This window comes from Amycolatopsis sp. NBC_01286, from assembly GCF_035982555.1.
GTDB lineage: Bacteria > Actinomycetota > Actinomycetes > Mycobacteriales > Pseudonocardiaceae > Amycolatopsis.
This window is the reverse complement of record NZ_CP108428.1, coordinates 9,040,911-9,063,520: the sequence shown is the minus strand read 5'-3', so window position 1 is coordinate 9,063,520 and position 22,610 is coordinate 9,040,911. Positions and strand designations below refer to the sequence as shown.

General features: G+C 71.8%; 25 protein-coding genes and 1 pseudogene. 19 read left to right on the top strand and 7 right to left on the bottom strand.

Going from position 1 to position 22,610, the window contains the following annotated elements; translation table 11 throughout:
* The first annotated feature begins 38 nt into the window (after positions 1 to 38).
* From OG570_RS41455 to OG570_RS41415, 10 genes and pseudogenes are all read left to right on the top strand, one after another.
* Positions 39 to 1,283, top strand: a complete 1,245-nt coding sequence (locus OG570_RS41455; protein ID WP_326954225.1) for an ABC transporter substrate-binding protein — start codon at positions 39 to 41, stop codon at positions 1,281 to 1,283.
* Positions 1,280 to 2,293: a branched-chain amino acid ABC transporter permease gene (locus OG570_RS41450; protein WP_326954224.1), complete on the top strand. Its 1,014-nt coding sequence runs from the start codon at positions 1,280 to 1,282 to the stop codon at positions 2,291 to 2,293. Before OG570_RS41455 ends, OG570_RS41450 begins: the two co-directional genes overlap by 4 nt.
* On the top strand, positions 2,290 to 3,366 hold the full coding sequence (locus OG570_RS41445; RefSeq protein ID WP_326954223.1) for a branched-chain amino acid ABC transporter permease: 1,077 nt from the start codon (positions 2,290 to 2,292) through the stop codon (positions 3,364 to 3,366). Before OG570_RS41450 ends, OG570_RS41445 begins: the two co-directional genes overlap by 4 nt.
* Positions 3,363 to 3,839 (top strand): annotated as a pseudogene (locus OG570_RS48495) (ABC transporter ATP-binding protein); the annotation flags it as partial. The gene OG570_RS41445 and the pseudogene OG570_RS48495, both read left to right, overlap by 4 nt.
* Before the next feature lie 111 nt (positions 3,840 to 3,950).
* A complete protein-coding gene (locus tag OG570_RS48490) occupies positions 3,951 to 4,097 on the top strand; it encodes a hypothetical protein (RefSeq protein ID WP_442788351.1) in 147 nt (48 codons plus the stop codon).
* Positions 4,084 to 4,785 carry an ABC transporter ATP-binding protein gene (locus OG570_RS41435; RefSeq protein ID WP_326954221.1) on the top strand — a complete coding sequence of 234 codons (702 nt, stop codon included), beginning with the start codon at positions 4,084 to 4,086 and terminating at the stop codon, positions 4,783 to 4,785. Before OG570_RS48490 ends, OG570_RS41435 begins: the two co-directional genes overlap by 14 nt.
* Positions 4,782 to 6,131, top strand: a complete 1,350-nt coding sequence (locus OG570_RS41430; RefSeq protein ID WP_326954220.1) for an MmgE/PrpD family protein — start codon at positions 4,782 to 4,784, stop codon at positions 6,129 to 6,131. The genes OG570_RS41435 and OG570_RS41430 overlap by 4 nt, the downstream gene beginning before the upstream one ends.
* Complete coding sequence (locus OG570_RS41425) at positions 6,131 to 6,766, top strand: aspartate/glutamate racemase family protein (protein ID WP_326954219.1); 636 nt, start codon at positions 6,131 to 6,133, stop codon at positions 6,764 to 6,766. The genes OG570_RS41430 and OG570_RS41425 overlap by 1 nt, the downstream gene beginning before the upstream one ends.
* Positions 6,763 to 8,142 carry an FAD-dependent oxidoreductase gene (locus tag OG570_RS41420; protein ID WP_326954218.1) on the top strand — a complete coding sequence of 460 codons (1,380 nt, stop codon included), beginning with the start codon at positions 6,763 to 6,765 and terminating at the stop codon, positions 8,140 to 8,142. Before OG570_RS41425 ends, OG570_RS41420 begins: the two co-directional genes overlap by 4 nt.
* Positions 8,143 to 8,150: 8 nt before the next feature.
* Entirely contained in the window at positions 8,151 to 9,620 is a 1,470-nt protein-coding gene (locus tag OG570_RS41415) for a dihydroorotase (RefSeq protein ID WP_326954217.1), read from the top strand.
* A gap of 22 nt (positions 9,621 to 9,642) precedes the next feature.
* Here the strand turns inward: OG570_RS41415 and OG570_RS41410 are convergent, their stop codons facing one another.
* Together OG570_RS41410 and OG570_RS41405 are read right to left on the bottom strand one after the other, a co-directional pair.
* Positions 9,643 to 10,461: an IclR family transcriptional regulator gene (locus tag OG570_RS41410; protein WP_247050334.1), complete on the bottom strand. Its 819-nt coding sequence runs from the start codon at positions 10,459 to 10,461 to the stop codon at positions 9,643 to 9,645.
* A 212-nt stretch (positions 10,462 to 10,673) separates the two neighbouring features.
* Positions 10,674 to 11,126: a MarR family winged helix-turn-helix transcriptional regulator gene (locus tag OG570_RS41405; RefSeq protein WP_326954216.1), complete on the bottom strand. Its 453-nt coding sequence runs from the start codon at positions 11,124 to 11,126 to the stop codon at positions 10,674 to 10,676.
* A gap of 89 nt (positions 11,127 to 11,215) precedes the next feature.
* On the opposite strand from OG570_RS41405, the gene OG570_RS41400 reads away from it, so the two are divergent.
* The 4 genes from OG570_RS41400 to OG570_RS41385 all read left to right on the top strand — a co-directional run bounded on the left by OG570_RS41400 (position 11,216) and on the right by OG570_RS41385 (position 15,301).
* Entirely contained in the window at positions 11,216 to 12,085 is an 870-nt protein-coding gene (locus OG570_RS41400; protein WP_326954215.1) for an alpha/beta fold hydrolase, read from the top strand.
* Positions 12,086 to 12,151: 66 nt separating this feature from the next.
* Complete coding sequence (locus OG570_RS41395; protein WP_326948482.1) at positions 12,152 to 13,606, top strand: FAD-dependent oxidoreductase; 1,455 nt, start codon at positions 12,152 to 12,154, stop codon at positions 13,604 to 13,606.
* Positions 13,603 to 14,673, top strand: coding sequence for a hypothetical protein (locus tag OG570_RS41390; protein WP_326954214.1), 1,071 nt, complete (start codon positions 13,603 to 13,605; stop codon positions 14,671 to 14,673). The genes OG570_RS41395 and OG570_RS41390 overlap by 4 nt, the downstream gene beginning before the upstream one ends.
* A 28-nt stretch (positions 14,674 to 14,701) precedes the next feature.
* Positions 14,702 to 15,301, top strand: a complete 600-nt coding sequence (locus tag OG570_RS41385; protein WP_326954213.1) for a TetR/AcrR family transcriptional regulator — start codon at positions 14,702 to 14,704, stop codon at positions 15,299 to 15,301.
* A 29-nt stretch (positions 15,302 to 15,330) separates the two neighbouring features.
* Here the strand turns inward: OG570_RS41385 and OG570_RS41380 are convergent, their stop codons facing one another.
* The 4 genes from OG570_RS41380 to OG570_RS41365 are packed head-to-tail and all read right to left on the bottom strand — an operon-like array spanning position 15,331 to position 18,730.
* Complete coding sequence (locus OG570_RS41380; protein WP_326954212.1) at positions 15,331 to 16,449, bottom strand: alpha/beta hydrolase family protein; 1,119 nt, start codon at positions 16,447 to 16,449, stop codon at positions 15,331 to 15,333.
* Between the two features lie 21 nt (positions 16,450 to 16,470).
* Positions 16,471 to 17,460 (bottom strand): ABC transporter permease subunit, encoded by a 990-nt coding sequence (locus tag OG570_RS41375; RefSeq protein WP_326954211.1) that lies wholly within the window; start codon positions 17,458 to 17,460, stop codon positions 16,471 to 16,473.
* On the bottom strand, positions 17,457 to 18,338 hold the full coding sequence (locus OG570_RS41370) for an ABC transporter ATP-binding protein (RefSeq protein WP_326954210.1): 882 nt from the start codon (positions 18,336 to 18,338) through the stop codon (positions 17,457 to 17,459). The genes OG570_RS41375 and OG570_RS41370 overlap by 4 nt, the downstream gene beginning before the upstream one ends.
* Positions 18,335 to 18,730, bottom strand: a complete 396-nt coding sequence (locus OG570_RS41365) for a GntR family transcriptional regulator (RefSeq protein WP_326948488.1) — start codon at positions 18,728 to 18,730, stop codon at positions 18,335 to 18,337. Before OG570_RS41365 ends, OG570_RS41370 begins: the two co-directional genes overlap by 4 nt.
* 148 nt (positions 18,731 to 18,878) lie before the next feature.
* On the opposite strand from OG570_RS41365, the gene OG570_RS41360 reads away from it, so the two are divergent.
* From OG570_RS41360 to OG570_RS41340, 5 genes are all read left to right on the top strand, one after another.
* Entirely contained in the window at positions 18,879 to 19,028 is a 150-nt protein-coding gene (locus tag OG570_RS41360; RefSeq protein ID WP_326954209.1) for a hypothetical protein, read from the top strand.
* Between the two features lie 38 nt (positions 19,029 to 19,066).
* Positions 19,067 to 19,846: a hypothetical protein gene (locus OG570_RS41355; protein ID WP_326954208.1), complete on the top strand. Its 780-nt coding sequence runs from the start codon at positions 19,067 to 19,069 to the stop codon at positions 19,844 to 19,846.
* A gap of 83 nt (positions 19,847 to 19,929) precedes the next feature.
* Entirely contained in the window at positions 19,930 to 20,409 is a 480-nt protein-coding gene (locus OG570_RS41350) for a MarR family winged helix-turn-helix transcriptional regulator (protein WP_326954207.1), read from the top strand.
* A 1-nt stretch (position 20,410) separates the two neighbouring features.
* Positions 20,411 to 21,508 carry an FAD-dependent oxidoreductase gene (locus OG570_RS41345; protein WP_326954206.1) on the top strand — a complete coding sequence of 366 codons (1,098 nt, stop codon included), beginning with the start codon at positions 20,411 to 20,413 and terminating at the stop codon, positions 21,506 to 21,508.
* The gene (locus tag OG570_RS41340; protein WP_326954205.1) at positions 21,505 to 22,164 is read left to right on the top strand and encodes a VC0807 family protein; all 660 of its coding nucleotides are present in this window, start codon (positions 21,505 to 21,507) and stop codon (positions 22,162 to 22,164) included. The genes OG570_RS41345 and OG570_RS41340 overlap by 4 nt, the downstream gene beginning before the upstream one ends.
* A 16-nt stretch (positions 22,165 to 22,180) precedes the next feature.
* On the opposite strand, the gene OG570_RS41335 is transcribed toward OG570_RS41340, so the two are convergent.
* Entirely contained in the window at positions 22,181 to 22,546 is a 366-nt protein-coding gene (locus OG570_RS41335) for a hypothetical protein (protein ID WP_326954204.1), read from the bottom strand.
* Between the last annotated feature and the right edge of the window lie 64 nt (positions 22,547 to 22,610).

Sequence of the window (22,610 nt, the reverse complement as noted above, 5' to 3'; positions counted from 1 at the left end):
TTAGCGGAACGACAGCCCTTCCAGCGGGAAGAGGTGACATGTCCGCACGAAAACTCGTCGCGGCGCTCGGCGCGTGCGCCCTGCTCGCGACCGGGTGCGGGGGCTCGGCGCCGATGGGGGCCGGCGGCGCGGCCGCGGGGCGGGACGAGGGCCCGGTGAAGATCGGCGCGCTGCACCCGGTCAGCGGCTCGAACGCGGTCGACGGCCTGCAGATGCGCCGCGGCGCGCAGCTGGCGGTCGACGCGATCAACGCCGCCGGCGGCATCAAGTCGCTCGGCGGCCGCAAGGTCGAGCTGGTCACCGGCGACACCCAGGGCAAGGCCGACATCGGCCAGAGCGAGGCGCAGCGGCTGATCTCGGCCGGTGCGGTGAGCCTGGTCGGCACCTACCAGAGCGCCGTGAGCACCAACGTCGCCGTCGTGGCCGAACGCAACCGGGTGCCGTTCGTGATGGACGTGACCGCCTCCGACGCGATCTTCGCCCACGGTTACCAGTACTCGTTCCGCGTCCAGCCGGGCAGCAACGCGATCGCGACCGCCGCCGCGCAGTACCTGAAAGCGGTTTCGGAGCAGGCCGGGAAGCCCGTCCGCAAGGTCGCGTTCCTGCACGAGCAGAGCGACTTCGGCACCGGCGCGGCCGACGCCTTCACCGCGGCCGCGAAGCAGCTCGGCATCGGCGTCGGGCCGAACATCAGTTACGACGCCACCACCGTCAGCGACCTGACCGCGCAGATCACCCAGGTCAAGGCGTCCGGCGCGGACGTGCTGGCCGTCGCCGGCTACTACCGCGACAGCCTGCTGGCGGCCAAGGCGATCGCCTCGGTGAAGCCGGACCTCAACGCGGTCTGGGGCGTCTCGAACGGCGCGTACGACCAGCCGAAGTTCGTCACCGACGCGGCCGCGCTCGGCAACCTCTACTTCAGCACCAACTACCACTACGACGCGACCAACCCGGAGACCGTCGCGCTGCGCGAGAAGTACCAGAAGCAGTACGGCGACCCGATGCGCACCGGCGCGGTCCTGTCCTACGACGCGGTCCAGGTGATCGCGCACGGTGTCGAGCAGGCCGGCAGCACCGACCCGGAGAAGGTCCGGGACGCGATCGCCGCCGCCCAGGTGTCGCCGCTGACCGTCGGTCGCGGGCCGATCCAGTTCGCCCCCAACGGCGACAACCGCAACGCCTTCCCGGTGCTGATGCAGGTCCGGGACGGGCGCGTCCAGCAGGTCTATCCCCCCGAAAAAGCCGAATCCCGGCCCGACTACAGGGTGGCGTGGCGCCCATGACCGAACTCGACACCGGGGCGCCCGTCGTCCCCGAAACCGCACCTCTCGACCGGAAATCCCAGGTGGACAAGGGTTTCCTCCGCCGCGCCGGCATCGTCGCCGTGATCCTCGTGCTCGCGGTCGTCGTCGCGCTGCTGCAGTCCGGCAGCGGCCTGGTCGTCTGGCAGTCGGTGGTCACCGGCATCCTGACCGGCGGGCTCTACGGCCTGATCGCGATGGGGCTGACGCTGATCTTCGGCGTGCTCGACATCGTGAACTTCGCCCACGGCGCGTTCCTCGCGGTCGCGATGTTCATCTCCTTCGGCATGGTGCAGGCGACCGGGTTGCACCCGTACCTCACGATCGTCGTGGCCGTCCCGGTGCTGTTCCTGCTCGGCGCGGCCGTGCACCGCGGGCTGCTGTCCGGGGCGGGCGGCCGGTCGCTGGAGAACCAGCTGCTCATCACGCTCGGCCTGTCGCTGCTGCTGGAGAACGGGCTGCAGATGTTCTTCGGCGCCGAGCCCAAGACCATCACGCTGCCCGGAGACTTCCAGTTTTCGCTGCTGGGCGCGGTGGTCGCGGGCTCGCGGCTGTACGCGTTCCTCGGTGCCGTCGTGCTCGGCGGGCTGCTGTACTGGCTGCTGCGGCGCACCCGGCTGGGCACGGCGATCCGCGCGGTCGCCGCGAACGCTCCGGGCGCGGCACTGGTCGGCATCAACGTCCGCCGGATGCACACGCTGACCTTCGCGATCGGCACGGCGTGCGCGGGTGCCGCGGCGGTGCTCGCCGGCCCGCTCGTCACGGTGACGCCGACGCTGGGGGACCAGTTCAACATCACCGCGTTCGTCGTCGTGGTGCTCGGCGGCATGGGCAACGTCGCGGGCGCGCTCGTCGGCGGCCTGCTGATCGGGCTGGTCGAGCAGCTCACGACGATCTACCTCGGTGGCCAGAGTTCCCTGCTCGGCGTGTTCGTGGTCTTCGTGCTGGTGCTGTTCCTCCGCCCGCAGGGCCTGTTCGGGAGGCGCGCATGAGCGAGCTTGCAAGCGAATCATCCGCTGTCGGCACGATCACGATCGCCCCGCCGAGCAACGCGGACGTCGTCAAAGCACCGCCGTTGCGGCCGCAGAACCGGCAGTTCGCGATCCTCGCCATCCTCGTGGTGGTCGCGATCCCGCTGCCGCTGATCCTGCCCGCCGCCCAGGGCGCGGTCGCCGTGCGGATCCTGATCTTCCTGCTGATGGCCGTCGGCTGGAACATCATGAGCGGCTTCGGCGGGATGTTCAGCTTCGGGCACGCCGCCTACTTCGGCCTCGGTGCCTACACCAGCGCGTACCTGCTGGTGAAGCACAACGTGTCGCCGTGGATCGGGATGCTGGCCGGGATGGCGGTGGCCGCCGCGGTCGCGGTGGTCATCGGCTACTTCTCCTTCCGCTACAAGCTTCAGGGCGCGTACTTCGCGCTGGCCACCTTCGCGTTCGCGGAGATGTTGCGGCTGATCGTCACGAGCAGCGCGTTCGCCAACAAGTCCGTCGGCTACAGCGTGCCGCTGATCCAGGGCTCGTCGCTGTGGCAGATCCAGTTCCCGGCCGACTCGCCCGCGTACTTCTGGGTGGCGCTCTTCCTGGCCGGGGCGGCGGTCGCGATCAGCATCGGCTTCCTGCACTCCCGGGCCGGCCGGTACGTCACGGCGATCCGCGACGACGAACTGGCCGCCGCGTCCCTCGGCGCCCCGGTGCTGCGGCACAAGCTGATGACGGTCGCGCTGTCGGCCGCGATCACCGCCGTGGCGGGCGCGTTCTACACGCAGTACTACCTGTTCGTGAACCCCGATCTCGGGTTCGGCTCGGCCATCTCGATCCAGGCGATCGTGCCCGTCGTCATCGGCGGCATCGGCACGGTGTGGGGCCCGGTGGTCGGCGCGATCATCATCGGCTCGCTCACCGACGTCACGGCGACGCTGCTGCGCACCCCACCGGGCTTCCTGGACTTCCTGCAGGGCCGCAGCGGCCTGGACGTCGTGCTGTACGCCGTGCTCGTGATCCTCATCGTGCGGCTGCTGCCCAAGGGGATCGTCGGAACTCTCGCTGCGAGGTGGCGACGATGAGCATCGTCGAAGTGACCGGTGTCGGCAAGGCGTTCCGCGGCGTGCACGCACTGTCCGATGTGGACGTCGAGGTGGCCGAAGGCGAGATCCTCGGCGTCATCGGGCCCAACGGCGCGGGCAAGACCACGCTGTTCAACGTGATCTCCGGGGCGCTGCCGCCGGACACCGGCCGGGTGCGGCTGGCGGGCGACGACGTCACCGGCCGCGCGCCCGACCGGATCGCCCGCGCCGGGATGGTCCGCACCTTCCAGCTGATGCGGCCGTTCGCGAGCATGACGGTGCTGGAGAACGTCAGCCTGGCCGCGCAGCACCACCGGCTGAGCGCCAAGGCGTTGCGGGAGCACTCCCTGGACGTCGTCGAGCGCGTCGGCCTCGGGCCGTGGGCCCACCGCGCCGCGACCGACCTGCCGACCGCCGGGCTCAAGCGCCTCGAACTGGCCCGTGCGCTGGCGACCCGGCCGAAGGTGCTGCTGCTCGACGAGGTGCTCGCCGGGCTGGTCCCCGCGGAACGCGAGCCGGTGCTCGACCTGCTCGCCGGCCTGCGCGAGCAGGAGGGCGTCACGCTGGTGTTCATCGAGCACATCATGGCCGCGGTGATGCGGCTGGCCGACCGGGTGCTCGTGCTCGACCAGGGCCGTGTGCTGGCCGTCGGCTCGCCCGCCGAGGTCACCAGCGACCCGCGCGTCATCGACGCCTACCTGGGTGAGGAGCCGACCCGTGCTGACGCTTGAGAAGGTGTGCGCCGGGTACGGCCGGATGCGGATTCTGCACGACGTCGACCTGCGCCTCGACGCCGGCGAGATCGTCGCGCTCGTCGGCGCGAACGGCGCCGGCAAGACCACGACGCTGCGGAGCATCTGCGGCCAGCTCAAGCCGTTGTCGGGCACCATCACGCTCGACGGCACGCCGACCGCCGGTCGCCGCCCGGACCAGCTGGTGCGTGACGGCCTGGTGCACGTGCCAGAGGACCGGGCGCTGTTCGGCACGCTGACCGTCGAGGAGAACCTGCGGATGGGCGCGTGGACCCGCACGCCCGCGCAGGCCGCGACGTCGCTGGCCGAGGTCTACGAGCTGTTCCCGGTGCTCGCCGAGCGCCGGACGCAGACCGCGCAGACGTTCAGCGGCGGGCAGCAGCAGATGCTCGCCATCGGCCGCGCGCTGATGGCCGGGCCGCGGCTGCTGATGCTCGACGAGCCGTCGACCGGGCTTTCGCCGAAACTGACCTGGACGGTGCTGGAAGCGGTCCAGCGCATCCGGGACAGCGGGGTGGCGGTGCTGCTGGTCGAGCAGAACGCGAAGCAGGCCTTGGCCATCGCGGACCGGGCGTACGTGCTGGAAAGCGGGTCGACCGTGCTGGAAGGCACCGGCGCCGCGCTCGCCGGCGACAACCGCGTCAGGAAGGCGTACCTGGGACTGTGAACCGTGAACGAGCGGCTTCCGCCACCGCGGACCTCGGCGCGTGGGTGTCCGAACTGGACGTCACGAGCGTCCCGGCCGCGGTGCTGGACCGGCTTTCCCTCGTCCTGCTCGACGTCGTCGGCGTCACCGCATTGGGTGCTTCTCTGCCGGAACAGCGGGCGCTGGCCGACGCCTGGAACGCGCCTCCCGGTCCGGCGCCGCTGATCGGCGGCGGCCGGCTGGTGACGACGGACGCGGCGGCCTGGCTCAACGCCGTGGCGCTCGTCTCGCTGGAACTGGACGAGGGCCACAAGTACGCCAAGGGCCACCCCGCCGCCCACGGCTTCCCGGCCGTCCTGGCGCTGGCGGCCGAACTGGACAGCACGGGCCCGGACACGGCGGCGGCGCTGCTGGCCGCGTACGAGGTCGCCGCCCGGTTCGGCCGCGCGACCACGTTGCGCGCGGGCGCGCACCCGCACGGCAGCTGGGGCGTGCCCGGCGCGGCGGCGGGCTGTGCCCGGCTGCTGGGCCTCCCGCCCGGCGCGGTGGCGGCCGCGATCGACACCGCGGCCGGGATGGGCATCGCCGGGCACTTCGACTCGGCGACGCAGGGCAACCCGGTGCGCAACGCGTGGCTGGGCGCCTCGGCGACGTCCGGGCTCGCCGCCGCCCGGATGGCGGTGGCCGGGATGGCCCGCACCACCGGCACGGCCGCGCTCTCCCTCGGTACGGTGCTGGGCGAGTTCGAGCCGGCCGAGCTGACCGCGGACCTCGGCACCCACTGGGACATCTCGCTTGGTTACTTCAAGCGGCACGCGTCGTGCTCCTTCACCCACCCCGCCGCCGACGCCGTGCTCGAACTGCGCGCGCACCCGGCGTTCCGGGCCGACGGGATCACGCACGTCTTGGTGGAGACCCACGTCCTGGGCGCCGGACTGTCCGATGTGGACTGGTCCAACCGGCTCTCGGCGATGTTCTCGACGCCGTTCGTGGTCGCGACCGCCGCACTGACCGGCGAGGTCGGGCCGACCAGCCCGCTGGACGACGCCGACGTGCTGGCCCTGGCGAGCCGCGTACGCCTGGTCGAGGCGGCCGACCTCACCGCGCGCCTGCCGGACGAGCGCGCCGCCCGCGTGACCATCGCCTTCGACGACGGCGCCTCGCTGACCCGCGAGGTGCCCAACCCGGTCGGCGACGCCGACCACCACCCGCTGACCGAGCCCGACCTGGCCGGTCTGCTCGAGTCCTGGCTGCCCGCGCACGTCGTGGAACAGGCCGCGGCGCTGGGCCACGCCCTGCCCGGCCTGCCCCGCGTCGGCGCGGCGTTGCGCGAGCTGGCCGGGACCGACGAGAAGGAGCTGAGCTGATGCGTGCCCTCGCGGTGACGCCCATCCACCTGCCGCCCGAGGAGATCCGGCGGCGGCAGGAGCGCTACGACCGGCTCGCGCCGCCGGGCCTGGAGATCGAGCTGCGGGACGTCGGCCCGGCGGCCCCGAAGACCCTGGACACGGACGCGTCCATGCGCGTCTCGGAGAACGCCGTCGCCGCCGTGCTCGCGGCCGCCGGTGACGGCTGGGACCTGGCCTTCCCGGACTGCGTGCTGGACCCGGCGGTGCCCGACGCCGTTGCCGAACCCGCGTTGCCGGTGCACGGCCTGCTCAAGCTGTCGGCCACCTACCTCGCCGCGAAGGGCGTGCGGTTCGGCGCGGTCGTGCGCAACGAGGCGATCGCCGAAGAGTTTTCGAAGCGCATCGCCGCCTACCGGCTGACCGAGTACCTCGCCGGGATCCGCGTGCTGGACCTGCCGTTCTCCGCCATTGCCGAGACCGAGACCTGGAACGCCGCGCTCGGCACCGCCGTGCGCGAACTGGCGGAACTGGGGGCGACGGCGGTGATCAACGGCTGCTCGGCCGTCGACGTCGAACCCGCCGGCCTGCCCGCGCGGATCGTCGACCCGACGGCGCTGGCGATGCGGCTGCTGGCCGTCGAGGAGCAGCCGTGACCGACGGACCCGACCTCGTCGTCGCCGGTGCGGGCGGCGGGCTCGCCGGGGCCCTGCGCGCGGCCGAACTCGGGCTCTCCGTCCTCGTGGTCGAGGCGAGTGAGCACTTCCGGCGGGGCAACAACACCTCGATGTCCACGGCGATGTTCCCCGGCGCCGGCTCCCGCTGGCAGGCGTCGGAGGGCGTGGACGACTCACCCGAGAAGTTCGTCGCCGACATCATGGCCAAGACGCACGGGCAGGCCGACCCACGGCTGGCCCGGACGCTGGCCGAGGTGAGCGCGCCGCTGGTCGAGTGGCTCGCGGACTCCGCCGGGCTGCCGTTGTCGCTGGTCACGGACTTCAACTACCCCGGCCACGCCGTGCCCCGCTGCCACTCGATCCCGGGCCGGCACGGCTCCGGCGTCATCGACCACCTCGCCCGGCGCGTGACCGAGCACGAGAACGTCGAACTGCTCGCGCCCGCCCGGCTGGCCGACGTCCTGTCCGATGTGGACGGTGTCCGCGCGGTCGTCGTCCGGTACCCGGACGGGACCGAGGAGGAGATCCCGACCCGGGCGGTCCTGCTGGCCACCAACGGCTTCGGCGCCGACGCGGACCTCGTCGAACGGCACCTGCCGGAGATCGCGGGGGCGTTGTACCAGGGGAGTGACCAGTCGCTCGGCGACGCGTTGCGCATCGGCGGGAAACTGGGCGCCGCCACCGGGTTCCTCGACGCGTACCAGGGCCACGGCGCCGTCGCGGCCAACGCCGGGACGCTCGTCGGCTGGGCGACGATCATCCACGGCGCGGTCCTGGTCGACCTCGAAGGCCGCCGCTTCGGCAACGAAACCCGCGGCTACTCCGAGTACGCCGCCGAGCTGGCCGCGCGTCCCGGCTCGACCGGCTGGATCGTGCTCGACGAGACGATCTTCGAGCAGTGCCAGCCGTTCCAGGACTTCCGGGACACGGTCGCCTCCGGCGCGCTGGTCTGGGCCGACGACGTCGCCGGCTTGGCCGAAGCAACCGGCCTGCCACCGGACGCGCTGACCGAGGAACTCGCCACCGCGGCCGCGATCGCCCGCGGCGAACGCGACGACGAGCACGGCCGCACGAACTGGGAACGTCCGCTGTCGGGCCGGTACGCCGCGGTGCGCGTCGTGCCCGCGCTGTTCCACACCCAGGGTGGGCTGCTGGTCGACGAGCACGCCAACGTCGTCGACCCCCAGGACCGCCCGATCCCCGGGCTGTACGCCGCCGGTGGCGCCGCGGCGAGCATCTCCGGCCACGGCGCCGCCGGCTACCTGCCGGGCAACGGCCTGCTGCCCGCGTTCGGCCTGGCCTACCTGGCCGCTGGCGACGTCGCCCGGCGCCGCACCCCCGACCCCGCAAGCTGAGGAGAGACATGGCAACGACGGAACTGCTCGTGAAGAACGTCCGGGTCGTGCGGCCCGACGACGCCGACGGGGCCGAGCCGGAACTGCTGGACATCGCCGTCAACGACGGCACGATCACGCGTGTGGCGCCGGACCTGCCCGCGGGCGACGCCGCCCACGTCGTCGACGGCCGCGGGCTGCTGGCCTTCCCCGGCGTCGTCGACGCGCACCAGCACTGGGGCATCTACAACGAGCTGGCCACCGACACCCGCACCGAAAGCCGCGCGAGCGCGCAGGGCGGCGTCACGACGTCGCTGACGTACATGCGCACCGGCCAGTACTACCTGAACAAGGGCGGCAGCTACCGCGACTTCTTCCCCGAGGTGCTCAGCGCGTCCGAGGGCAACGCCTACGTCGACTACGCCTTCCACCTCGCGCCGATGAGCTCGCAGCACATCGCCGAGATCCCTTACCTGGTCGAGGAATTCGGCGTCACGTCGTTCAAGATCTTCATGTTCTACGGCAGCCACGGCCTGCACGGGCGCTCCACCAGCCAGAGCGACTTCCTGATGATCCCGCCGGACGAGCGCTACGACATCGCGCACTTCGAGTTCGTGATGCGCGGGATCCAGCAGGCGCGCGAGGTGCTGACCGAGTACGCGCCGCACCTGTCGCTCTCGCTGCACTGCGAGACGGCCGAGATCATGACGGCGTACACGAAACTGGTGGAGCAGGACGGTTCGCTGTCGGGCCTGCGGGCCTACAGCGCGTCGCGCCCGCCGCACTCCGAAGGCCTCGCCGTCACCATCGCGTCGTACCTGGCGCACGAGACCGGGCTGCCCAACATCAACCTGCTGCACCTGTCGTCGGAGAAGGCGCTGTCGGCCGCGCTGACGATGGGGAAGGCGTTCCCGCACATCGACTTCCGCCGCGAGGTGACGATCGGGCACCTGCTGGCCGACGTCGACACCGCGTCCGGCATCGGCGGCAAGGTCAATCCGCCGCTGCGCGAGCGCGACGACGTCGAGGCACTGTGGCGGCACGTGCTGGCCGGCGACGTCGACTGGGTGGTCAGCGACCACGCGTGCTGCCGCGACGAGCTGAAGTTCGGTTCGGACCGCGAGGACGTGTTCCTGGCTAAGTCCGGTTTCGGTGGCGCCGAGTACCTGCTGCCCGGCCTGGTCGGAGAGGGCACCAAGCGGGGCCTTTCGCTGCAACGGATCGCGCAGCTGACGTCTCTTAACCCCGCACGCCGCTACGGCCTGCTGAACAAGGGCACGATCGCCGAGGGCTTCGACGCCGACTTCGCGCTGGTCGACCCGGACGTCCGCTGGACGGTGCGCGCGGCGGAGTCGGAGTCGACGCAGGAGTACACGCCGTTCGAGGGCTTCGACATGACGGCGAAGGTGACCGACACGTTCGTCCGAGGGAACCACGTGTTCGCCGACGGCAAGATCGCGGGCGACCCGGTGGGCCGCTACCTCAAGCGCGGCAAGTGATCGGAGGCGGCCGGTGGGTTCCCTACCGGCCGCCGGACTCCTGCAGCCAGGCCCAGCTCTGCCGGATCTCCGCCGCGGCTTCGCGCACGAGGTCGCGGTAGCGGCTCACGGCGTCGGGGGTGAAGCGGTACTGCGGGCCGCAGATGCTGATGGAGCCGTGCACCTCGCCGTCCGGCCCGAACAGGGGAGCGGCGACGGACCCCGCGCCGGGCTGCCGTTCCCCGAGCGACACGGCGACGCCGTCACGGGCCACCTCGGCGAGGGCTTCGCGCAGCTGCTCGGCGGTGGTGATCGTGTGCTCGGTCAGCGCGGGGAGTTCCCGGTGCAGCAACGCTTCCCGGCGGTCTTCGGCCAGCGACGCGAGGATGACCTTGCCGGAGGAACCGGCGTGCAGCGGGAACCGCCGGCCCAGCTCCACGGTCATCTTGATCTCGCGCGGGCTCTCGAACTGGTCGAGGTACACCCGTTCGTCACCGACCAGGCCGGACAACGTGGTGGTTTCCCCGGTCTCCTCGCGCAGCCGCCGCAGCACGGGCGTGGCGGCAACACGCGCGTCGAACCGGCGCAGAGCACTCGCCCCAAGAGCGACGGCCGCAGGCCCGAGCCGGTAACCGGCAACGCCAGGATCGGTGGCGAGCATCTCGCGCGAGACGAGCGATTGCAGGATCCGGTAGACGACGGCCTTGGAGAGATCCAGCTCGCGACTGATCGCGCTGACGCCCAGATACCGGGGCCCGCCGGTGAAGAGCAGCAACACATCGGCCACCCTCGCGGCGGCCTCGGTACCAGTGTTGTCCGACGCGGCGGCGGGCTTGCGCCCGGCGGTACTGTTGACGGCCAAGCCGAGAGACCTCGAATTCCGGATCGTTTCGCTGACAGGAACGATTTCGGGCGTAATGGTAGCACTTTCGCGCGCGACCCGGAGTTCGTTCCGTCCAGCGATACATGGTGAACGTGCCACGCTCCGTGGCCGACCGCGGTGTCCGTCCCGGCAAGCGCCCTGGGGTCGATCGCGATCTTCTGGTGCAGCTCCGTCGCCGCGGTGTCCGGGCGCTACTCGGGCGCGTCGACGACCGGGGTCGTTCCCGCGGTGAGGCGGGTCAGGTGCGCTTCGAGGGTCGCCAGCTCCGCCGGTCCGATCTCCGCCGCCCAGCGGTTGCGGACCTCGTCCAGCAGGGTGCCGCCGATGCGCATCATCTCGTGGCCGTGGGGCGTGACCCGCAGGCGCTTGCGGCGGGCGTCGGCCGGGTCGGCTTCGCGCTCGACGTAACCCAGGTCCTCGAGGATGGCGATCCGCTGGGCCGCCGCCTGCTTGGTGACCGACAGGTGCCGGGCCAGCTCCGACGCGGTGTCGGCGCCGTTGTCGACCGCGCGCAGGGCGAACTCGTCGGCGGGGCGGACCCTCGGGTGCCCGTGGTCGGCCAGCTCCATCGAGACGTCGTCCACCATCGACCGGAACCCGCGCAGCAGCAGGAGCGCCAGTTCGGCACCCGAGGATCGCTCCATGGGCAAAGCATAGACAGCCGACGTCATGGACAAGAGCCTTGTCTATCTGTAGCTTGGACAAGCAGCTTGTCCATCAATGAAGGAGTCCCATGAACCTCCCCGGCGTCGACCACCACCGCGTGCGCGTCAACGGCACCGAACTGCACTACGTCACCGCGGGGGCGACCGGTTCGCCCGTCCTCCTGGTGCACGGCTTCCCCGAGTCCTGGTGGGTCTTCCGCAAACTGATCCCGCTGCTCGCCGCGCACCATCGGGTGTTCGCGGTCGACCTGCGCGGCTTCGGCGACTCCGACGTCGCGGGCGACGACCACGACAGCGTCACCGCCGCGAACGACCTGGCCGCCTTGATCACGGAACTGGGCCTCGGTCCCGTCCACCTGACCGGACAGGACGTCAGCGGCGGCACGACGTTCCGGCTCGCGGCCACGCGTCCGGAACTGGTGCGCAGCTACGCGGCCATCGAGACCGGCCTGCCCGGGTTCGGCGTCGAAGCGCTGGCCGACGTCACCCGCGGCGGCGCCTGGCACATCGGCGTGCTCGTCGCGCCCGGGATCCCCGAGCTGCTGCTGGCCGGGCGCGAGCGGGAGTTCCTCGCCGAGTACGCCATTCCCGCGCTCAACGCCACGCCGGACGCGTTCACCGACGCCGACATCGACGAGCTCGCCCGCACGTACAAGCGGCCGGGCGCGTTCCGGGGCGCGAGCGGTCTCTACCGGTCGATGCTCCGCGAAGGCGACGAGATTCGTGAGCTGGCGAAAGAGAAGCTCGGGATCCCGGTGCTCACCGTCAGCGGACGGCCGGGCGAGTTCCTGTCGTCGACGATGCGGCAGGTCGCCACGGACGTGACGACCGTGACGCTCGACGGCGTCGGCCATTACGTGGCCATGGCGGCACCCGGGCGGCTCGCGGACGCGATGCTGCGTTTCTACCGCGACGTCGAGGGTTCGCCGGTCCCTTGACACGCACCCGGCGTCATTCATACATTCGACGTCCATCTGTATGAATGACGCTGGGAGTTGATCCGCATGCGGCTCGGCAAGACGGCCGTCGTCCTCGGTGGCAGCGCCGCCGGTCTGTGCAGCGCCGGGGCCCTCGCCCCCTACTTCGACCAGGTGCTGGTGCTGGAGCGCGACGAGCTGCCCGCCGAGGCCGAGCACCGCCGGGGCGTGCCGCAGAGCAAGCACCCGCACTTCCTGCTGAACTCGGGCCGGCGCGCGATCGGGGCGCTGTTCCCCGGCTTCGAAGACGACCTCGTCGCCGCCGGGGGACTGCACCTGATGCCGTCCCTGGACGCCGCCTACCTCGACGGCGCGGGCTGGTCGGCCCGCAAGCGCAGCGCGATGACGATGATCTACAGCTCGCGGATCCTCATCGAACGCGTGCTGCGCGACAAGGTGCGTGGCCTGGCGAACGTCGTCATCCGCGAAGGCGTCACCGTGAGCGGCCTGACCACCCACGACGGCGCGGTCACCGGGGTCACCCTCACCGCCGGCGGCGAGGAGCCCGCCGACCTCGTGGTCGACGCGCTGGGCCGCGGCTCCTCCGTCAGCGCGTGGCTGGTGGCGGCGGGCTGGCCCGAGGTCGAGGTGCGGACGCTCGACGCCAAGGTCACCTACACCTCACGCTGGTACGACCTGCCCGCCGAGCGGCCCGCGTCCTGGTGGTGGCAGCACCTGGTGATCATGCCGACGCCGGACCAGGGCGACCACCCCGCCGAGCACGACTTCCTGGTCAACTTCTTCCCGATCGAGGGCGACCGCGTCATCGCGTGCATGGGTTCGTGGGGGCTCGAGATGCCACGCACCACCGACGCCTTCGTCGAGACGGCCCGCCGCGTGCGGACGCCGTTGTTCGCCGCCGCGATGGACCGGTGCGCGCCCACCTCGGAGGTGCACTTGACGCGCTCGACGGGCAACAAGTGGCGCCGCTACGACCGGCTGCCCGGCCCGCCGCGGGGGCTGGTGTCCGTCGGGGACTCGATCTGCGCGTTCAACCCGTTCTACGCGCAGGGCATCAGCTCCGCGGCGGGCTCGGCCCTGCTGCTGCGCGAACACCTTTCCCGCGCCGGAACGCTCGACGCCGGGTTCGTGGCGGGGTTCCTGGCCGCGCAGCGCAAGCTGCTCGGCGTGCCGTGGTCCCTGGCCATGGCGCGGGACCAGGGTTACGCCTGTGCGGTCGGTACGGAGAAACCGCCGGAGTGGCGGCGGCGCATCGTCGCGGCGTTGTCCGCGCCCGCGTTCAGCCTCATCGTCGGGGCCGCCCGGGAGTACGAAGTGGTCGACGAGCACTTCGCCAAGGTGTTCAACCTCGATGAGTCGCTGGGGGAGATGCTGCGGAACCCGCGGGTGCTCGCCGGCCTCGTGCGCTACCGCCTCCGCGCCGCGCTGGGGCGGCACCGGGTGCCCTTCGGGTTCGACCCCCAGGCCGAGCCGCCGGCCACGGACTACTCGCCGGCCGCGGCACCGGCCGGCGCCCGGTGAGCGACGGCTGCGGACCGGACGCCGAGGCCGTCACCCGCACCCTCGGTTTCGACTGCCACGACGTCGCCCCGGTGGTCTCGGTCCGCGCGCCCTGGGACCTCGCCGATCCGACGATGCCGCTGCTGGAGGTGCTCGTCGTCGGCGGCGCCGTGTTCGCGCTGGTGCACGCGCTGCGCCGGTACCGCGGCGGCGACCCGGTCAACCTGGCGCTGTGGTGGGCTTCGCTGGTCTACCTCTTCGTGACGGAACCGCCGCTGTACTTCCCGGAGTGGTTCGGCCTCGACAAGGTGTACGGCTTCATCTTCGCCCACAACCTGTTCACCGTGCAGTTCATGGGGGACCGGCTGCCGCTCTACATCGTCGCGTTCTACCCGGTGATCAGCCAGCTCGCCTACGAAGTGGTGCGCTCGCTCGGCGTCTTCCGGCGCCGCGGCCCGCTGCTCGCGTCGGTGGCCGTCGCGTTCGTGTGCCAGCTGTTCTACGAGGTCTTCGACCAGCTCGGCCCGCAGCTGAGGTGGTGGGCGTGGAACCCGGGCAACGACCTCGTCAACCACCCCGCGCTGGCGTCGGTGCCGATGACCAGCATGCTGCTGTTCGCCTCGGTCTCGATGGGCGGGCTGACCTACCTCGTCGTCCGGCTGGCCGGCACCGGTCCGCGACGAGGATGGTCGCTGGCGTGGCGGGTGCTGGTGGCCGGCGTCCTGACGCCGTTGACGATGGCGCTCGGCGGCCTCCCGTCGAGCCTGTTCACCGGGAACGTCACCGCGCAGGCCTGGGTCCTCGGCGTCGAGCTGGCCCTGCTCTGGGCCGCGGGCGCCTGGATCCTCTTCACGCGCCGAGGGGAGCCGGAGCCGCTGTCCGCCTTCGTCCGGATCTATCCCGCCGTCTACCTGGGCGGCCTGGCCGTGTGCTGGATCCGCGCGTTGCCGGCGTACTTCGCCGCGGCCGGCGGCGTCACCGGCGACGGCACCCCGATCGGCAGCGGGCTCTACGCGCTCGGCTGCTTCGCCGCGGCCGGCCTGCTGCTGACCGCGCTCCACCGCGCCCGCCGACCTGCTCCCGTCTGAGACTTCCGGCTCGGGGAAGATGGACCGCATGGGGTACCACGGCTGGCGGGGCAACCCGCCCGGCACCGAAGACGAGGCACGCCGCCGGATCGTCGAAGCGGCGACGGCGTGCCTCGACCGGGCCGGGCTCGCCAAGACCAGCCTTTCCGACGTCGCCGCCGAGGCCGGGGTGACGCGGCAGACCGTCTACCGCTACTTCCCGGGCCTGAAGGACATCCTCCGCGCCGTGGGCCTGGCCGGCGTCGAGGAGTTCGCCGGGCGGATGGCGCGGCACCTGGCCTCGTTCGGGACCGCCGCCGAAGCCGCCGTGGAGGCGGTGGTGTTCGCCGTCCGGACGGTCCCCGGCGAGCCCTACCTCGGCCTGCTGCTGCAGGCGGGCGAAGGCGAGTACTTCACCGCCGGGGTCACCTCGCAGCTCGCCTTCTCGGCCGGGGCGGGGATCCTGCGCAACGTCCCGGTCGACTGGGCCGCCGCCGGCGTCGAAACCGACGACGATCTCCAGGGCCTGGCCGAGATCCTGATGCGGCTGTTCCTGTCGTTCCTGCAGTACCCCTCGACCCCCGCGCTCACCGACGACGAGCTGCGTGCGCTCGTCCGCCGCTGGCTCGGCCCGGCGCTGGGCGGCTGAGCTCCGCCAGGGCCGGCCCTCGCTCCCCGTCAGCGGATGAAACTCACCTCCGGGTAGGCGGGCGACGGCGCGGCCAGCAGGGGCTGGGGCCGGCAGCGCAGGTGCTGCTCGAAGAACGCCCCGACGTAGGCCCGCGTGATCGCCAGCGCGCGGGGCCCCTCGATCGACGCGCCGATGTCGACGCCCAGCTGGTCGGCCAGCACACCGAGGTCGGTGAACGAGCTGTGCACCGTGCCCGACACCATGAGCCAGCGCTTCCAGCCGGTCAGGTTCGGCCAGTCGGTTTCCCAGTCGTCGTACGGGTTCGGCGTGCCCGGGGTGTAGTTGTCCATGCTGCCCAGCAACAGGACCGGCCGGGACAGCCCGGACGCGGGCAGCGGGACGTGGGTCGAGCCGTCGATGTCGATCCCGGCCCGGACGCGCGGGTCGGCGAGCATCGCCTGCAGGGTGTTCGCGCCGCCGGCGGAGTGCCCGGCCATGCCGACCCGCTGCGGGTCGATCAGCGCGCTGCCACGCCACTTCGGGTGCGGGCCGATCAGCTCGTCCAGCACGAACGACGTGTCGGCCGCACGCGTCCCCGCCACCTTCTCCCAGATCCCCGGCTGGTCGTCGACGTCGCAGGCGGCGCAGCCGGTGACGTGGCCGTCGGGGAAGGTGGTGGCGCGGTTCTCGTAGGTGTGGTCGATGACGGTGACGACGTAGCCGTGGCTCGCCAGGTCCTCGGCCAGGCCGCTGAGCACGGCCCGGGGCTGGGTCCAGCCCGGTGACAGCACGACCATCGGCAGGCTGTGGCTCCGGCCGGCCGCCGGTGCGTCGACGACGGCGTTCGTCCGCACGGTGCTCAGGGCGTCCAGCGACAGGCCGGGAATGCCCTCCCGTTCGAGGTTGCGTTCGGACTCCAGCGGCGTCATGTACGGCTTCGTCGGCCCGTGCGCCGAGGCCGCCGGGTAGAAGACGGAGACCATCAGCTCCCGGTAGGGCACCGACGGCACCCAGGGATCCGGCCGTGAAGTGTCCACAAGCGACAGTGAGGTGACACCGACCGGCTGTGACCCGGTCGGTCTGGGCAGGTGCGGTGTCGTGCTCGCCGCGGCGGGTGTCGCGGACAACGCGAGGCCCAGAGCGGTGGCGACAACGAGTGTGCGCATGGTTCCCCCAGCAGGATCGGATCAGGACAGGTGGCGGATGCGCCGGTAGCAGAACCAGGTGAGCAACGCGGACAGGGCGAGGAGCAACGCCAGTTCGAGCCACTGCAGCGGCCAGAACCGGGAGCCCGGCTGGTAGGTCAGGCGCTGGTGGTAGCCCCGGGTGTCCAGCTGGGCCATGCAGGTGTCGACGCCGCGCGGGTCCGGTGGGCCGCCCCGGCCGCCCGGCTTCGGCACGCAGTTCTGCACGAAGTCGGGCAGTGGCGTGACGACGTTCCCGGCCGGGTCCACGGTTTCGTCGGCCAGCAGCCAGACGCCGGCCGGGGTCTCCACCCCGATCTCCTCGATCACCCCGTCGCCGTTCCCGCTGATGTTCCTGATGGCCGAGTTCCCGATCGAGACGTCCTGCTGCACCGCGGGCAGGAGGTACGGGCGCACGTACAGGGGGACGGCGAGCAGCACGGCGGCGAGCACGACGAGGGTGACGGCCATGGCCGCGACGGTCCGCCGCAGCACCATCCCGACGGCGACACCGAGGACGAGCGCGAAGACCGCGTACCCGACCGGGACGACGCCGCGCGCGGCGAACACCACCGGCGAGATGCGGGACAGCGTTTCGCCGTTGGTCGCCGAGCTCGCGAGCGCGTCGATCGGGGACGCCCACCACGTGACCGCCAGGCTCAGCACCCCGGCCGCCACCATCGCGGCCGGCACCCCGACCACCAGCTTGGTCGTGAGCCACCGCTTGCGGGTGATGGTCTGGTTCCAGACCAGGTTGTGCGTGCCGTGCTCCAGCTCGCGGGTGATCATCGGCGCGCCCCAGAACAGGCCGATGACCGCGGGCAGCAGGTACAGCGCGAGGATCGTGCCGCCGAACAGCGTGTCCTGGTCCGAGAAGTTCGTGCGGCCCACCAGGTCCGGACCGGTGATCGCGAGGATCACGGCGATCAGGAGCAGCGCGGCGAACACCGCCAGCGCGGGGACGCGGATCTGGCGCCAGGCCAACCAGGTCATCGGAGCACCTCCAGGGCGGGACGGGCGGCGGCCGGGTTGCTCATGTACTCGAGGACGAGGTCCTCCAGGCTGAGCTGCCCGACCGTCCACACGGGATCGAGAATGGGCGCTTCGGTGCGGACGAGCACCGTGGTCTGGCGGTCGGTGTGCGTCGCGGAGACGACGTGCTGGTCCGCGGGCAGGGTCTCGACGTCGCGCAGCGGCCCGGACAGGCGGTGGTGCGTGGCGAGCAGCTCGTCGACGTCACCCATCACCCGGACCTGGGACGCCACCAGCACGACGAGGTGGTCGCAGACCCGTTCGAGGTCGTTGACCAGGTGCGAGGACATCACGACCGACAGCCCGTCCTCCGCGACCGCCTCCATCAGGACCTGCAGGAACTCCCGGCGCGCCAACGGGTCGAGCGCGGCGACCGGCTCGTCGAGCAGCAGCAGTTCGGGGCGTTTCGCGAGGCCGAGGGTCAGCGCCAGCTGGGCGCGCTGGCCACCGGACAGCTTGCCCGCGGGCTGTTTCGGGTCCAGCCCGAGCCGTTCGATCCGCTTCGTCGCGAGCGAGGCGTCCCAGCGCGGGTTGAGGTGGGCGCCGAACCGCAGGTGCTCGTCGATCGACAGGCCCGGGTAGACGGGCGTGTTCTGGGCGACGTACCCGACCTTGGCCAGCTGGTCGGGCCCGCTGCCGGGCACCCCGCCGCACACCTCGATCGTGCCGGTGGTCGGCTCGAGCATGCCGGCGGCGATGTTCAGCAGGGTCGACTTGCCGGCGCCGTTGGGGCCGACGAGCCCGGTGACGTGGCCGGCCTCGATCTCGAGCGTGCAGCCGGTCAACGCCCATTCGCGCTTGTACTTCTTGCCCAGTCCCTGGGCGCGCAGGACGATCACGCTATGTCCTCTCTTGCGGAGTCGCGAAACGTGGACATCAACAGGGCCTCGATGCTCTCTTCGTCGAGACCGGCCTTGCGGGCCTGGGAGAGCCAGCGGTTGAGGTCGCGGCGCAGCGGCCCGATCGCCGCGAACGACACGCCGTTGCCGAGCGTCGCCGTCACGAACGTGCCGACGCCGGGCCGCGCCGAGACGAGGCCGTCGTGCTCCAGCTCCCGGTAGGCCTTCAGCACGGTGTTGGGGTTGATCGCGAGGCTCGCGACCACGTCCTTGACCTTCGGGAGCTGGTCTCCCTCGTTCAGCAGGCCCAGGCGCAGCGCGTGCCGCACCTGCTGGACCAGCTGCTGGTAGGGGGACAGGCCCGACCGGGCGTCCAGGTGGAATTCGATCATCGGCAACTCCATTTAACTAGGTGACTAGTACTATAGCTAAACAGGCGACGCCGGCGCCAGTACCCCCTGTCTCATAGTGAGACCCGGGCGCTACGGTGCTCTGTGCTGTGATCGGAAGGCCTTGCCGGGCAACGAAAAGGGGTGCCGGATGCCGGAGGTCATGAACGGGTCTCGCCGAGCCGGCGCCGCGGACGACGCGCCGCAAGCCGAGGCCGAGCCGCACCTGGAGTGCCTGGAACGCGCCCGCCGTGACCTGGCCCCGGCCGGCTGGCGGATCGACGGCCTCGTCGAGGAGTGAGGCCCGGCCGGCCGACGGAGCAGCCGTAGGGTGACTGCGTGCCCGAGGACGTGAACCCGTGGCCGCTCGCCCCGTCCGGCACCATCGACTGGTTGCGGGAGCGGTGCGGCGACGGCTTGACCGGGTTCATGCCGCCGGCGATGCCCGACGCGGTTTGGGTGCTCAACGCCATGTACGAGCACGAGCGAGGGCCGACCGAGACGTCGTACCACGAGTACCGCCAGGCGCGGCTCGCGGACGGCAGCGTCCGGCCCCGCGTCATCGGCGGCGTCGACCTCGAAGCCGGGAGTGTGGCCACCGGCGGCGGACTGGGTCGCGCCGAGCATCCCGGCGCCGGGTGGCGGCGGCTGCGCTGGGCGGAACTCGCGCAGCGCACCGGCGACCCCGTCGTCCCCGAGGGGCTGCTGCCGTCGTACCGCTGTTTCCCCTCGGTCAGGAAGGACGGCAGCTGGCCGCTCGGCATCATCCCGCCTGCCGAGGGCAGCCTGGACCGCGAGACCTGGACGCGGCTGATCGGCATCCTCATCGAACACACTCCCGCGGGCCCGAACACCCGCTGCCTGGCCTACTACAGCCCGCTGACACTCGGGGCGACCGACTTCGAGCACCTTCACGTGCGGGCAGGAACGCTCGGCGACGCCGAGAGTTTGTACGACGATTCCGAGGTCGACTTCAGTCCGGCCAACCTCTGGGCCGAGGATCGCTCATGGTGCCTCTGCACCGACTACGACCTGTGGGCCACCAAGGTCGCCGGCCCGTCGGCCCTGGTCGAAGCGCTGTTGAGCGACGTCGAGATCGAAGCCGTGCGGCTGCCCTGAAGCCCCTGATAGCGGATCAGGGTCATCCCTGAACTTCTCACGAACCACTTGTTTGCGTGGCGCAAATAGTGCACCGTGGAGTCATGCCCCACGACTACGAGGACCTCGAGCAGGTCGTCTACCCGCTGATGCGGATCGGCCAGACGATGCGCCGTGCGCAGAACAAGGCCATCGACCCGACCCGGCAGGCGATCCTGCAGCAGGCGGCCGTCAAGCAGCAGGTGCGGCCGTCCGAGCTGGCCGCCGAGCTCGACCTGTACCCGTCGTCGATCACCCGGCAGACGCGGTCGCTGGAGGACGACGGTCTCATCGCGGTCGAGGCCGACCCGGCCGACCGGCGTTCCTGCCTGATCTCGCTCACCGAGGCCGGCTGGGACGAGGTCCGCACGCTGACCCGGATCGGGCTGGACCGGTTCGCCGACTTCATGGCCGGGTGGGACGCCGAAGACGTGCGGACGCTCGGGCGCCTGCTCACCCGGCTCGAGACCTCGGTCGACGAGGCCAAGCGCCGCACCCAGCGGCCCGGTGGCCGGCCGTGGCAGCAGCGGACCGGGGGCGAGTGACGTGCACGTGCTGATCGCCGGGGCCGGCGTCGGCGGCCTGTGCCTCGCCCAGGGACTGCGCGCCGCGGGGGTGCGGGTGAGCGTCTTCGAACGCGACCCGGACCTCGGCGAACGCGACCAGGGCTACCGGATCCACATCGACGGCCACGGCGGCGAAGCGCTGCGACGCTGCCTGCCCGAGCACCTGTACCGGCGCTACCTGGCGACGTCGTCGGTGCCGGGCGCGGGCCGGATCAGCACGCTCGGCACCGACCTGACCGTGCTCTCGACGTTCGACGTCGGCGCCGGCGGCGAGCACAGCGCCGTCAACCGCCGGACCCTGCGCCAGATCCTGTTCACCGGACTCGAGCAGGACGTCCACTTCGGACACCGGGTAACGGCCGCGGACCAAGACGAGTACAGCGTGCGCGTCCGGTTCGACGACGGCCGGGAGGTCCGCGGCGACGTGCTGGTCGGCGCCGACGGGGTGCACTCCGCGGTCCGGGCGGCGGTCGCCCCCGGCAGCGCGCCGATCGACACCGGGCTGCGCTGCGTATACGGCCGGACGCCCCTGGCCGCGCTGCCGGACCTGCCCGCCCGGTTCTTCGACGGCTTCACCGCGGTGGCCGGCGGCCGGGCGACGCTGGCCCTCGCCGCGTTCCGGGCGCGCACCCCGGTCTTCCCGCCGGAGCTGACCCCGGTCGACGACTACCTGATGTGGGCGGTCGTCGGCGCGGCGCCGCAGGAGCGGGAACCCGCTGCGCTGCACCGGTTCGCGCAGGACGTCGTCCGGGGCTGGCACCCGGAGCTGGTGCGGATCGTGGATCACGCCGACGTGCCCGCGACGTTCCGCACGCCGATCCGGACGTCGCCACCGGTCCCCGCGTGGCCGGCCGGGCGGATCACCGTGCTCGGCGACGCGATCCACGTGATGCCGCCGTCGGGCGGGGTCGGCGCGAACACGGCGTTGCGGGACGCGGCGCTGCTGGCGGCGGGGCTGGCCGGCGGTGATCCGCTGACCGCGATCGCCGCGTACGAAACGGAAATGCGGGAGTACGCCACGGCCGTGGTGCGCCGCAGCAACCAGGCCGCCGGAGTGAAAACGGGGGAGAACCGATGAAGGGGAGAATCCGCGTACTGGCACCGTTCGCGCTGGACCTGGTGCTGCCGATCATGGCCTACTGGCTGCTGCACACGGTGGCCGGGCTCAGTCCGTTCTGGGCGCTGGGCATCGGCGGCCTGGCCACGATGGTGAACGCGATCATCACGACCGTGCGCCGGGGCAAGCTCGACGGCTTCGGCATCCTGGTGGTCGTCGAGGTGGCGCTGTCGGTGGCCTTGCTGTTCGTCAGCGACGACCCGCGGGTGCTGCTGCTGAAGCCGGCGTTCTACGTCGGCGTCGCCGGGGTGTACGCGCTGGGCAGCCTGTTCGTGGGCCGCCCGCTGGTGTTCGAGGCCGGAAAGCCGTTCGCCACCCGGGGCGACCCGCGAACGGTCGAGGCCTACGACCGCAGCTGGGCGGTGTCCGAGCCCTTCCGCGCGGCGATCCGCGCGGTGACGCTGGTGTGGGGCGTGGGTTTCCTGCTGGACGCGGTGCTGCGGGTGATCATCGTGTACAGCTTCCCACCGGCGGAGATCACGGACTCGCTGCTGTTGTCGCAGGTGCCGTTGATCGCGGTGCTGGTGGCGATGATCGCCTACACCCGGCTGCGGATGCGCAAGGTCCGCCCGATCATGCTGGCCGAACGCGACCGCCTGCCGGCCGAGCGGCACTGACCGGCCTCCCCGGACTTCACGGCCGGCGCAGCCACCGCAGCGCGGCGTCGACGCAGTCCTCGGGGGTGCTGTCGAAGGCGATGGCCGCGCCGGGAGCGTGCAGCCGGACCAGGTTGATCACCTTCTCGAAGAACCCGAGCAACGGTTCGTGGGTGCGGATGCCGCCCCCGATCACCACGCAGCCGTAGTCGTCGCCGGTCAGTGCGGCCACCAGCGTTTCCTCGGCGTTGTCGCCGAGCGTCAGCAGGCACCAGTCGGCCTCGACGCCGTGCTCCACGAAGCGCGCCCGGCCGCGGGCGATCGCCGCCTGGACCGGCGCCGGGTCCCAGCCCTCCAGCTTGGCCGGATCGAGTCCGACCACCAGCACACGTCCCGTTGTCACGCGTCCTCCTCGGGCGAGCGGCGCTTCCTCACCGGAAACGGTGATCAGTGGAACACACACGTCC

Coding starts and splice junctions, on each gene's coding strand:
- OG570_RS41425 (WP_326954219.1), top strand. CDS start 6,131: ATGCGTGCCCTCGCGGTGACGCCCATCCACCTGCCGCCCGAGGAGATC.
- OG570_RS41455 (WP_326954225.1), top strand. CDS start 39: ATGTCCGCACGAAAACTCGTCGCGGCGCTCGGCGCGTGCGCCCTGCTC.
- OG570_RS41385 (WP_326954213.1), top strand. CDS start 14,702: ATGGGGTACCACGGCTGGCGGGGCAACCCGCCCGGCACCGAAGACGAG.
- OG570_RS41450 (WP_326954224.1), top strand. CDS start 1,280: ATGACCGAACTCGACACCGGGGCGCCCGTCGTCCCCGAAACCGCACCT.
- OG570_RS41375 (WP_326954211.1), bottom strand. CDS start 17,460: ATGACCTGGTTGGCCTGGCGCCAGATCCGCGTCCCCGCGCTGGCGGTG.
- OG570_RS41380 (WP_326954212.1), bottom strand. CDS start 16,449: ATGCGCACACTCGTTGTCGCCACCGCTCTGGGCCTCGCGTTGTCCGCG.
- OG570_RS41395 (WP_326948482.1), top strand. CDS start 12,152: ATGCGGCTCGGCAAGACGGCCGTCGTCCTCGGTGGCAGCGCCGCCGGT.
- OG570_RS41445 (WP_326954223.1), top strand. CDS start 2,290: ATGAGCGAGCTTGCAAGCGAATCATCCGCTGTCGGCACGATCACGATC.
- OG570_RS41415 (WP_326954217.1), top strand. CDS start 8,151: ATGGCAACGACGGAACTGCTCGTGAAGAACGTCCGGGTCGTGCGGCCC.
- OG570_RS41365 (WP_326948488.1), bottom strand. CDS start 18,730: ATGATCGAATTCCACCTGGACGCCCGGTCGGGCCTGTCCCCCTACCAG.
- OG570_RS41340 (WP_326954205.1), top strand. CDS start 21,505: ATGAAGGGGAGAATCCGCGTACTGGCACCGTTCGCGCTGGACCTGGTG.
- OG570_RS41350 (WP_326954207.1), top strand. CDS start 19,930: ATGCCCCACGACTACGAGGACCTCGAGCAGGTCGTCTACCCGCTGATG.
- OG570_RS41360 (WP_326954209.1), top strand. CDS start 18,879: ATGCCGGAGGTCATGAACGGGTCTCGCCGAGCCGGCGCCGCGGACGAC.
- OG570_RS48490 (WP_442788351.1), top strand. CDS start 3,951: ATGGCCGCGGTGATGCGGCTGGCCGACCGGGTGCTCGTGCTCGACCAG.
- OG570_RS41400 (WP_326954215.1), top strand. CDS start 11,216: ATGAACCTCCCCGGCGTCGACCACCACCGCGTGCGCGTCAACGGCACC.
- OG570_RS41405 (WP_326954216.1), bottom strand. CDS start 11,126: ATGGAGCGATCCTCGGGTGCCGAACTGGCGCTCCTGCTGCTGCGCGGG.